We start from the raw sequence: 11,336 nt of genomic DNA, 5'->3' as shown, positions 1-11,336 counted from the left end.
CTCGAATTCCTTATCTTTTCAGGACTTAAATTCCTTGCTTTTTCATAACTTAAATTCCTTTGCGGTCCCCGATCCTTTATATAGGATAAACCGGCCGGGTCAAATCATACCCGGTCAGGATGAGAAAAAGAAAAAGGACGCGTTAACGTCCCTGAAATGGAAGCAGAAGCGCTTCGGGAGTTTTCCGCGGGCGCGGAGCGGGCTGTTCGGCCGGGTAGCCCAGCGCAATAGCGGAGACTAACTGCAGCTGAGGATAACCTACATAGGCGCAGATTTCCTTTTCCGTATATTCGGTATCGCGGATCCACAAAGCGCCTAAGCCGAGGTTCACCGCTTCCAGACAAACATGCTCGATTGCGGCGCCGATGGATAACAGATCACCGGGGATCCACAGCTCGTCCGGTTCTCTGAAGACAAGCATCAGGACAGGCGCGTTTTGTATAATCTGAGCGGTGTGCCTGGAACTGTTGACATAGCCGGGCAGTTCTTCATCGTGACTTTCAAACAGCTGAAGCATAATCCCGGCGACCTGATCTTTCCGGCCATCCTCTAAAATCATAAATTGCCAGGGCTGGCGGTTTTTCGCCGACTGACACAGCCGCGCGGCTTCGATCAGCTTTTCCAGTTTGGCTTTTTCCACAGGTTTTGTTTCAAACTTGCGGATACTTCGCCGCTGTGCGATTACTTCTTCCAATTCCATGATTGAACCTCCTTTTTGCGTTCTTTTTCCAGTGTCAAATCTGAATTGGGACCTTGATCCTATTGTAAAGGATCGCGCGAGGAAAATCATCGAATTGAATGAAAAACAGGGGCGAAATCATCGAAATAGTAAAAATTTTAAAAAAATCAAAAAAAAGAGGGGCTTTTTTCAATTTTGCGCAATATTAATACTAGAGGGACGATTTCCCTGTTCCAGACTGATTTCTGTTTGCAACTTCCTTCAAACCTCCAAATACGGATCGTCCCTCTCCCCTTATTCAAAAAAATTAATTCTGAAGCATTGAAAACAGTCTGACCGTTTTACAAGACCGTTGAAGGAAAGCGTTGGTTGTTTCCTGGTTTTGATCAAGTCTGAATCCGAGGGTATTGTTCAGCCTGACGGCTGGTCTGCGTTACTTTCTCGAAGACAAAAAGAAGGAACGCCAAAAGAAAACCGGGATTATTCCCGGCGTTTGACGATATTCAGCTGGTACAATTCGGGATGCATATACAATTCGTCGAAATCGAAAATCTTCCCGTTTTTCATATAAACTGTATTTGCGATCTTGATGATCGGCATCTTGGGATCGCAGCGCAGGATTTCCGCAATGTATTCGGGCGGGAAAATCGCCGAGATATTCTGATAGTCACAGTCGATGTCGTAGCCGTTTTTTTCGGCATAGTCGTATTTTGAGGATTCCAGAATTTTAATCGACATGTCGGGATGCAGATCGACGGCCATGTAGGTACGTTCAAACATGATCGGTACGTCGTCGGCCATCCGCGTCCGCTCGATGTAGTAAATCCGATCCTCCGGCCGGATGCCGAGAATCCGCGCGACGGTCTTGCCGGCGGTGGTCACGGAAAAGGTATTGACGATGGAGGTCGGCACTTTTCCCATGTCCCGCATATCGTCGCTGAAGCTTTTGATCAGCGGGGTGCGTTGGATGACGTTGGGCTTGGCGACGAATGAACCGCTGCCCTGATTGCGGTAGATGTAGCCCCGGGTGGTCAGATTGCCCAGGGCCTGACGGACGGTTACGCGCGAGACGCCGTATTCCCTGGACAGCTCAGCCTCGGTGGGAAGCAGGTCGTCCGTGACGTATACGCCGCTGTTGATTTTATCAATCAGATCATTTTCAATTTGTTTATATCGCGGAATCCGCGCTTGCTTTGAGCTTGCCATGGTTTCACCTTCTGGGCCAATCATAGCATATTTGTATTATTATGACAAGAAAGAAAGGGGTTAATAGTAATACAAATTGAGAAAATGTGACTTGAATTGACAATAAATTACAAAATTTGTATTGATAAATTATGATATTGATAATACAATGGACTCGGAGATAAACCTTGAGGGGTTTATGAGAAATAGGGAGGAAAAACTTTATGTCTTTAATTCAGGCACTCCTGATAGGCGTATTCGCTTATCTCGGCCGAAACCAGGTACCATGGCTGTTTGGTACGACTGGCGGATTCTACTGTGTCGGCAGACCGTTGGTAGCGGGCGCTATCGTCGGTTTGATTCTGGGGGACGTCACCACCGGCGTATTGTGCGGCGTGGCGGTTCAGGCCATGTATCTGGGCCAGATCGTCGCGGGCGGCGCAATGCCGTCTGACGTGAACTACGCGGCGTTCATCGGTATTCCGTTAGCGATGGTTGCGGGCGGCGGCGCGGAAGCAGCGATCGCGTTAGCCATTCCGTTAGGCGCGTTAGGCACCGCGATGCACAACTTCACGATGACGGTCAACTCGTATTGGGTTCACCGGGGCGATAAATGTGCGGAACAGGGCAATGTTTCGGGAATCGCCCGCAACAACCTGTGCGGCACAATTCTGCATTTAGTTGAACGCGTCAGCGTCGTAACGATCGCCTGCTACTTCGGCGCTCCGGCTGCGGAAGCGATTCTGCACGCGCTGCCGCCGATCGTCTTACAGTTTTTGCAGGTTGCCGGCAAGATGCTTCCGGCGCTGGGCTTCGCGCTGCTGCTGAAGCAGATCGTTGCCGAAAAGTGGATGATCGTGCTGTTCTTAATGGGCTGGATCATCACTCAGGCGACCGGCATGACGACTACCGCGTTAACCATTATGGCCGTCGGCGTCGCGCTGCTGTTCGTTATGGCGAAATATAACGGCGCCGGCAACGCGGCTGCCGCTGATGAAGGAGGAGATTACGATGAGTAAGAAACTGGACCGCAAGGACGTTAAGAACGCCGCATGGACTTGGATGTTCTTCCACCACTGCGCGCAGAACTTTGAACGTATGCAGGGTTTGGCCTTCTGTCATACGATGTCGAAACCTCTGGAAAAGTTATACGGCGATAATCCGGAGGAACTGGAAGCGGCGCTGACCCGCCACATGCAGTTCTTCAATACGGAACCGCAGTTGGGCAGCGTCATCCCGGGCATCACGATCGCTCTGGAAGAAGCGCGGGCCAACGGCGGCGAAGTCGACGCGGAACTGATCATGGGCACCAAGAACGCCCTGATGGGTCCGTTTGCCGGCATCGGCGATTCCATCTTAATGGGAACCTACAGCCCGATCCTGCTTTCGATCGCGATCGGTTTGTCCGCCGGCGGTTCGCCGATCGGCGCGATCTTTTTTGTGATCGCCTGGCTGGGTACCGTCATTCCGTTAAAATACTTCATGTTCATGAAGGGCTATGATTTAGGCATGGATGCCGTCAAGCTGTTGATGAACAAGGAAATCAAAGACAAGATCACGACTGCACTGACGATGGTCGGTCTGATCGTTATCGGCGGCGTCGCTTCGACGACCGTGGCTGCGCCGATCAAGTTTGTCTTCACGGCAGGAGAAATGACCGTTTCGATTCAGGAAATCCTGAACAAGATCATGCCGACTTTGGTCCCGATGTTAGTCACCGTGGGCTGCTGGCTGCTGGCGGACAAAAAGGGCTGGAACAGCAACAAGCTGATCCTTGGCATCCTGGGTCTGGCTGCCGTCATGGTTCTGTTAGGCATTATGTAATTCACGACAGTCAGGCGCTGATTGCGCCTGTCTGTTTCATCAGAAAATGAATCTTCATTCTCTGATGAAACAGAAATGAGTGTAAACAATAACGATAAAGGGAGGAAATAGACGTATGGATTATAAAATTCTTTGGACGGATATGCACAGCAACATCCACCACGAACAGATGAACGAACTGCCGCAATGGTTTGACCAGGTACAGAAGATGATGGATTTCTGGCCAATCGCCTATTATCCTTATACCATGCGCAAGGATGAAACGGGGCTGGGCGTGGAAGACCGTTATCCATTAGACGTAATTGAAAAAGATTGGGAAGCACTGCGCGAGTTTACGGAGAAAGTCAACGCCGCCGGATTCCCGATGTTTATGGGCTACGAGTGGCAGGGCGCCGGACAGGATGGTGATCACAATGTTTTCTGCAAGGATAACCGGCAGAAGATGGAATATCCGCTGCGCTATGCGGATCTGGTCCAAGCGTATGCGGGCAAGGACGTGATCGGGATTCCGCATCATCTGGCTTATCAGCTGGAAAACCGCGGCAAGAACTGGGCCACGCATAACGAAGCCTTCTCGCCGTTTGTGGAAATCTATTCTTCCCACGGCAGCAGTGAAAACGACAACGGCCCGATTGAAATGACGCGCCATGTCCACATGGGACCGCGGACGGGCGAAACCTGTGTTGAACGGGGGTGGGAAGATGGCTACAAATTCGGCGTCATCGCCTCGGGCGACAACCATTCCGCTCCTTGCGTCTATGGCTTTGGCTACATGGCCTGCTTAGCCGAGGGCAACACGAAGGAAGCGATCTGGGACGCGATGCAGAAGCGTCATACCTACGGCGTATCGAAGGATCGGATTCAGGTCAGGATGCAGGTCGACGGCAAGCTGATGGGCGATGTCATCGAACCAAATCCGAAAGCGAAACTGACGCTGGACGTGATCGGCAGCGACGCGATCGACCGGATTGAAGTCATTGAAGACAATCAGGTTGTGGAGATGATTCCGCATACCTCCACCTGGGAGCGCAAGCCGCTGGGTGAGACGATCCGTTTCAAATTTAAAGTGGAATTCGGCTGGGGACCGGACCGCCGGATTTTCCCGGACATCGCTTCGCGTCAATGGAAAGGCGCGCTGGAAGTTCCAGGTGGAAAACTCCTCAGCATCGAAAAATGCTGGAGCAACTTCGGACAGGATCTGCACGACGTGACGGATAACCGCTGCGAATTTGATCTGACAACGTACAAGACAACGGCCACTGGCAAGTGGATGGGACCGTCGGCTGTCACGACGGAAGGCTTTATCTTTGAAGTGGAAACCGATCGGGAAGGCACGGTGCTGCTGAGCGTCGACGGCGTTGAATATCCGCTGGCAGTCGGGGATCTGTTAAAGACCTCGCGGGTCGTGGAGCTGGAAGAGGAAGCGCGTCAGCTGGTGAAAGATCGCTTTAACTTCACAGATTATTACCGGACTGATCCGTGGTGGCATAACGCGTATAAATTCAAAATCGGCCAGGCCGTTGTGGAAAACGGCTATCATGTCCAGCTGGAAAGAACGCTGGATCTGAGCGACGTCAAGCACCTGCGCTTACGGATCTGGGAAAGAAACGGAGGATGCGCCTGGACAAGCCCGGTCTTTGTTGAAAAGAAAGGGGAATAGTCATGAATATTCTGTATATCCACACCCATGACAGCGGCCGGATGGTAAGCCCCTACGGCGTAAACGCGCCGACGGACAATCTGTTGGCGTTTGCCAGGGATGCCGCTGTGTTCACCCAGGCATACTGCGCGGGGCCGACCTGTTCGCCCAGCCGCGCGGCGCTGCTGACAGGGACTTATCCGCATCAAAACGGGATGCTTGGTCTGGCTCAGCGGGGCTTTGGACTGACCGACTATCGACGCCATCTGGCGCAGTTTCTGGGGCGTCATGGCTATCATACTGTCCTGTGCGGCATCCAGCATGAATCCGGCTGGTATCTGGATGCCGATGCGCCCGGCAAGCTGGGCTACAACGAGGTGCTGACCGCTTCCGCAGATCCGTATAAAAAGGAAGACCTGCATCTGTGGGACGCCATCAACGCCGATCATGTCTGCCAATGGCTGGATCAGGCCAAAGCGGACGAACCGTTTTTCCTCAGCTATGGCATGCACAGCACGCATCGCCCTTATCCGGTTGAGATCTGCGAGGCGGTGGATGAGCGCTATGTACGCCCGCCGTTTCCGATCGACGACAATGGGGAAACCCGGCACGATCAGGCACAGTTTCTGACTTCAGCCTATTACATGGATCAGAATTTCGGCAAGGTGATCGACAAGCTGAAGGAAACAGGGCTGATGGAGAAAACAATCGTGATGTTCACGACCGATCACGGCGTTGCACTGCCGTTTAATAAATGCAATCTGACCGACAGCGGGATCGGCGTATCGCTGATCATGCGGGTGCCGGGGGCGAAGGCCAACGGCCAGGTGATCGACGCCTTGGTTTCGCATGTCGACGTGATGCCGACGCTGTGCGATCTGCTTCAGCTGGAAAAACCAGACTATCTGGAAGGCACCTCGTTTGCGGAAGTCTTCGAGGACATCAGCGCGGAGCCGGTCTCCGAGATCTTTGCCGAGGTGAATTTCCATACCAGCTATGAACCGATCCGCTGCGTGCGCACGCGCCGGTATAAATATATCCGCTACTATGATGAAAGCTGGACGAAGCTGAACCTGTCGAATATGGACTCGTCGGCGTCCAAGGATTTCTACATGCGCAACGATTTAGCTACGCAGACAAAAGATACGGAAGCGCTGTACGACTGTTATTACGATCCGGGTGAGCGGAAGAATCTGGCGCAGGATCCGCGCTATCAGGAAATTCTGGAAGACCTGCGTGAAAAACTCAGAACGTTCCAGATCCGGACGCAGGATCCGATCCTTCACGGTGAGCTGGAAATGAAGCCGGAGTACAAGGTAAACAGAAAAGAATGCGTCAACGCGTCAAGCAAGGATCCGCAGGATTACGATCCGCGCGGGCGCTGGCAATAAATAAGCGAAAGTAAAGCGCTGAGAAACGGAAAATTCCGCTCCTCAGCGCTTTTTGTATAGGAATCCTCCGGCAGCTCTGGAATTTATGATAGAATAAGACCAACGATGCGGGAATGATTAACATTATTTAGAAAGGGAGGATCGGCGGATGGCAAAGCTTTTCTATTTTATTCCGGCTGTGCTGGCCGGCTTGTTCTACGGTTTTTTCGGAGGAGTGTTCGGCGATTTTGGAGCGATCAGTCCCCTGGCTTGGGTGTGTACCGCACTTCTCGCGGCTGGCGCTGTCCTGATGGCCAGGAAAATCGCGTTGGGTTGTCTGTTTAGGATTGCGGTCGGTGCTCTGTTGATCGGAATGGGGCTGCGAGAAACCGGGCAGATCGTGAAAGAGTGGCCGGCGGGGATGCTGTTGATCGCCTATTCGTGCGGCTCAGGCTGGCTTTGCTGGAAATCCGCGGCCAAGCGCGAGGCTTGATCATGCGGCTGCTGTTACGCTTAGCGTCCGCGGAGGATGCGTCGGTCATCTGGGAAATGCAGAAAATTGCTTTTCGCGAGCTGTTGGAACGGTATCAGGATTACGATACCAGTCCCGCCAATCAATCGCTGGACCAACTGCGGCTTCGCTGTTCGCAAAAAGACCGTTATTATTATTTCATTGACGTAGATGGGAACCCGGTTGGCGTGCTCAGCGTCACCGACAAGCAGGATGGAAGTCGTAAGCGCCTTTCCCCGATGTTCATTCTCCCGCAGTTTCAGGGCCGGGGCTATGCGCAGGAAGCGATTCGACAAGCTGAGAAAATCCATGGCGAGCGGGGATGGGAGCTGGATACGATTTTACAGGAGGAACGTCTGGTCCATCTCTATGAGAAAATGGGATATCGGAAGACAGGAAAAACCGCGGCGGTGAATCCCCGGATGACGTTGGTGTTTTATCAGAAACTTTAGCTTGCTTACGCAGATATGAAGAAAGAAAAGCCGTTGGATTTCATGATCGAAATCGGGCGGCTTTTTACAAGATGCATTGAATTCACAGGGAAATCCGATTGTAAACCGGAATTCTCCATCATTCCTTTCGCAAGACCGGATTGCCTGAACGATTCATCAGGAGCCGGTCTGTTTTCCTCAGAGCTGGCAACCGGAGTATTTCAGACTGGAATCCTGCGATAGGGATTATTGACCGGGTTTGATTTGAAACGAAACCGTGTAGGTTTGATTCTGCTTAATCTGATATTCTTTTAACGGCTCTGCGCCCCAGCTGCCGTTGCCCAATCCGCGCTGGGCAGCGTCCAGATGCAGCAGCGGCTGATCTAACTTTTGCGCGTCCTTCAGATGCGCGGCGGAGGCGAGTGAAAGTTCATCCCAGGTCATGATGTTCATGCCGACGGGTTCGTCAAACGTCAGGGTCAGCGCGTTCGTTTCACCGTTGAGCGTCAGGCTGCGGACCTCTGTCCGGTTGCCGCTGTCCTGCGGTTTCAGCAGCTGATCGTTATAGAAATCATTAATCTTTGCCGTCCATTGTCCCAACCGGGAACCGGTATGGCGGTCGATGTAATTCTCTTCGGGTCCGCGGCCATTGTAGCGGATCTCGTTTAACGAAGCGTCCAGACTGAGCGTCAGCCCTGCCCGGGCGAGTGGACCGACCTTCTCTTTCGACGGCACTTTCATCGTCATCGCCACTGCGACCTGACCGTTGCCTTGAATGGTAATCTCCGTTTCCAGACCGGTGTTGAATTCGTTGATCGTCCCGGAAGCCTTGATCGACAGCTGTTTTACTTGGCCGTTTTCTTCTTTGCGCTGAATCGAAGGCGACTTGTATTCAACCGCTTTGCCAGCCTGCCGGACTGCTTCGGAGAACTGCGGATCGCCGGAGGTTTCGGCACGGTAGAACGACGGCTGCGGACCGCCGGTCAGAAAGGTCTGATCGCCGAGCCGGTAAGCTTCAATTTCCATTTTTGCGGGATTCAGAATCATTTCAAAGTCCTGATTTTGTTCAGTCTGGCCCTGAATCGTCCATTTGCCCTCCTGCTCGCTTACGGTCAGCGAAAGATCCGGGGACACGGATGCCGCAGGCTTGCCTTCCTGCAGAACAAACTGTTCAAACGCCAGGATATCGCCCTGTTTTCCACCATAAGCATTGGCCCAGCTTTGATCCTGGCTGTATTTCACGTCGATCTCCAGAATCACTTCCGCGTCGGAATCATAATCCGGCAGCGCGACGTCGATCGTTTTGGACATCCCGGGCGGCAGTGCTTTTTCTGCTTCGCTTAAGGCTGTCGTATGGAACAGCGTGCCGTTCTGGTAGAAGTTCAGCTCGACCGCAAAAGCATTCAGATCGGTCGCCAGAAATTCGTTGGTCATCGTTAACCGGCGCTTTTGGGAATCATAGGTGAAGCTGACGTCCTGCTGGACCTTCTTCACTTCCTCCAGCTCTGCGCTCGGGGTGCGGTCGGCATTGACTAAGCCATTGCCGCAGAAATCACCGTCGTTGAGCGGCGTCCCCCAGTCGCTGCCGTAGCCGTAATAGAATTGGCCTGTGGCTGGATCGCCGGTCAGAATCGTCTGGTCGATGAAATCCCAGATGAAGCCCCCCTGCAGCTGCGGACAGGTCTTAAAGAGCGCGAAATACTCCGCTAAATTCGCGACGCCGGTGCCCATCGCGTGAATATATTCAGACTGGAAAAACGCGTGCTTGTTTTTCTTAGCGTAATCCTTGAGCTGATCCAGCGTCCAATACTGACTGCTGGCCACATCGACCATCGACGTTTCGCGGGTATCGCCGATCCGGTTGTCGCGCTCATACACACGCAGACGCTTCGGATCCCGCTGAAGGATCCACATCGAAGTGTTGTAAAACGGATAATTTTCATTCATTTCATATTCGTGATACGTCGCTTCGTTGCCCAGCGACCAGAACAGCACGCTGGCGTGGTTTTTATCCCGTTCGACCATGCTGACGGTCCGGTCCATGATCAATCCGTTGTAGAGCGGATTGTTGCCGGGAACGCCCAGCTCCTTCTCTCCGATATGCGATTCAATGTTGGCTTCATCCACGACGATCAGCCCCAGCTCATCCGCAACGTCGCAGGTCAGCGGATGATTCGGATAATGCGAGGTGCGGAAGGCGTTGATGTTGTAGGCCTTCATCAGCTTCAGATCGGTGATGATTTCCTGCGCGCCCAAGGCCCGGCCCTTGACTGGATCGGTTTCATGGCGGTTGACGCCTTTGAGCATCAAGGGTTTCCCGTTGAGAAGCATCTGCTGGACACCGTCGACGGTCTGAACTTCGATTCCGCGCAGCCCGATCCGCTGGCAAACGCTTTCCATAACCTCGCCCGCTGCGTTTTTCAGCGTGAGGACAAGCGAGTAAAGATGCGGCTGATCGGGTGTCCACAGCTTCGGCTGATCAATCGTGAAATGAGCGCTCAGCGTAGTTCCCGTCTGATTTTCAGTTGTTTCCAGTACGGGTAATTCCGGACTTTCGAGGTTCAGGGGCTGATTGAACACGGCGTGGCCCTGATCGACCAGCTCCATTTCCAGCGTCCAGCCTGCCTGCGGCTGCTGCGAAAGATTACGCAGATCGACGTCAACCTGAACCTGCGCCTGGGCGTAGTCCTCAGCGAGATCGCTCTGTACAAACAGATCGCGGATTTCCACCGCTTCCCGCCCGATCAAGGTTACATCGCGGAAAATTCCGGACAGCCGGATAAAATCCTGATTTTCAAAGTAGCTGCCGTCCGACCAGCGGTAGACCTCGACTGCGATCGTATTGACGCCTTCCTTTAAGTAAGGCGTGATATTGAACTCCGCGGGTGTGTAGCTGTCTTCGCTGTAGCCGATCGGCTGACCATTGATATAAACATAAAACGCCGACTCCACACCTTCAAAGCGCAGGAAGACATGCTTGTTCTGCAGCCCTTCATCCAGCGTAAACTCGCGCTTGTAGTGACCGACGCTGTTGACGGCGGTCGCGGCGACGGGCTGCCCCTGTGCGCCGTATTGGATCGCTTCATAGTTCAGCCACGGATAAATCTGATTGATGTAAATCGGAGGCTCATAGCGGAAGCTGCCGTCTTCCTTCCACTGAGTCTGAATATTGGACGGTACGTCGATCTGATCCCAATCCGACGTGTCCCAATCTTCCCAATACCATTGCGCGTCGTAGCCCGCCAGGTTTTTTAAACGGTCCGTCGGTTTGGCGGCATAGTAAAACGCCCAGCGGCCATTGAGCGACTGAATCCGCGAGGACGAGGCGGCATTGATTTCATCCAGAGCGCTGGTCTCTGCCAGAAGCGCCTGCTGGGATGAAGGATAAGGCGTCAGGGCAGCCCGGGCCGGTTCCCGGTGAAGCTGCCAGACCTCCATCTGATCGTACCATTCCTCGCCCGCAAACGAAGCGTCGGTCGGCAGCGGTTCAATGCTCGGCCGCGGCGTACCCTGCGGTTCGACAAACTGATCCATTTTCGATGAACAGCCGCCTAAGATCAGGCCGCTGATAACCAATCCAAGTATGATTTTTTTCATGAAAACCTCCGAAATTGTTATCATCACTATACCATAATTCACAAAGCGAGAAAATGCCGGCTTGCTGGAAGATCATGAAAAGCTGCGCTTCCCGAAAGTC

9 protein-coding genes are annotated in these 11,336 nt (G+C 53.0%); 6 read left to right on the top strand and 3 right to left on the bottom strand.

Features of this window, described 5'->3' with window-relative positions; genetic code table 11:
* Window positions 1-142: 142 nt before the first annotated feature.
* Both I2G61_RS04805 and I2G61_RS04800 read right to left on the bottom strand, forming a co-directional pair.
* Window positions 143-700: a nitroreductase family protein gene (locus I2G61_RS04805; RefSeq protein ID WP_072683798.1), complete on the bottom strand. Its 558-nt coding sequence runs from the start codon at window positions 698-700 to the stop codon at window positions 143-145.
* Window positions 701-1,159: 459 nt separating this feature from the next.
* Complete coding sequence (locus I2G61_RS04800) at window positions 1,160-1,885, bottom strand: GntR family transcriptional regulator (protein WP_072683797.1); 726 nt, start codon at window positions 1,883-1,885, stop codon at window positions 1,160-1,162.
* A 203-nt stretch (window positions 1,886-2,088) separates the two neighbouring features.
* Here I2G61_RS04800 and I2G61_RS04795 point away from each other — a divergent pair, with 203 nt between their 5' ends.
* From I2G61_RS04795 to I2G61_RS04770, 6 genes are all read left to right on the top strand, one after another.
* Window positions 2,089-2,883 (top strand): PTS sugar transporter subunit IIC, encoded by a 795-nt coding sequence (locus tag I2G61_RS04795; RefSeq protein WP_072683796.1) that lies wholly within the window; start codon window positions 2,089-2,091, stop codon window positions 2,881-2,883.
* Window positions 2,876-3,688: a PTS system mannose/fructose/sorbose family transporter subunit IID gene (locus tag I2G61_RS04790; RefSeq protein WP_229100679.1), complete on the top strand. Its 813-nt coding sequence runs from the start codon at window positions 2,876-2,878 to the stop codon at window positions 3,686-3,688. The genes I2G61_RS04795 and I2G61_RS04790 overlap by 8 nt, the downstream gene beginning before the upstream one ends.
* 115 nt (window positions 3,689-3,803) lie before the next feature.
* Complete coding sequence (locus I2G61_RS04785) at window positions 3,804-5,348, top strand: DUF3604 domain-containing protein (protein WP_200798766.1); 1,545 nt, start codon at window positions 3,804-3,806, stop codon at window positions 5,346-5,348.
* A 2-nt stretch (window positions 5,349-5,350) separates the two neighbouring features.
* Window positions 5,351-6,718 carry a sulfatase gene (locus I2G61_RS04780; protein ID WP_195548009.1) on the top strand — a complete coding sequence of 456 codons (1,368 nt, stop codon included), beginning with the start codon at window positions 5,351-5,353 and terminating at the stop codon, window positions 6,716-6,718.
* 148 nt (window positions 6,719-6,866) lie between these two features.
* Window positions 6,867-7,190, top strand: a complete 324-nt coding sequence (locus tag I2G61_RS04775; RefSeq protein WP_195395678.1) for a hypothetical protein — start codon at window positions 6,867-6,869, stop codon at window positions 7,188-7,190.
* A gap of 2 nt (window positions 7,191-7,192) precedes the next feature.
* Window positions 7,193-7,660: a GNAT family N-acetyltransferase gene (locus I2G61_RS04770; RefSeq protein WP_195548008.1), complete on the top strand. Its 468-nt coding sequence runs from the start codon at window positions 7,193-7,195 to the stop codon at window positions 7,658-7,660.
* Window positions 7,661-7,885: 225 nt separating this feature from the next.
* Here the strand turns inward: I2G61_RS04770 and I2G61_RS04765 are convergent, their stop codons facing one another.
* Window positions 7,886-11,236: a glycoside hydrolase family 2 TIM barrel-domain containing protein gene (locus I2G61_RS04765; RefSeq protein WP_195548007.1), complete on the bottom strand. Its 3,351-nt coding sequence runs from the start codon at window positions 11,234-11,236 to the stop codon at window positions 7,886-7,888.
* Between the last annotated feature and the right edge of the window lie 100 nt (window positions 11,237-11,336).

The organism is Holdemania sp. 1001095H_141210_F2, from assembly GCF_015558105.1.
Lineage (GTDB): Bacteria > Bacillota_I > Bacilli_A > Erysipelotrichales > Erysipelotrichaceae > Holdemania.
The sequence above is the reverse complement of the archived record's forward strand: the minus strand, read 5'-3'. Positions and strand labels throughout refer to the sequence as shown.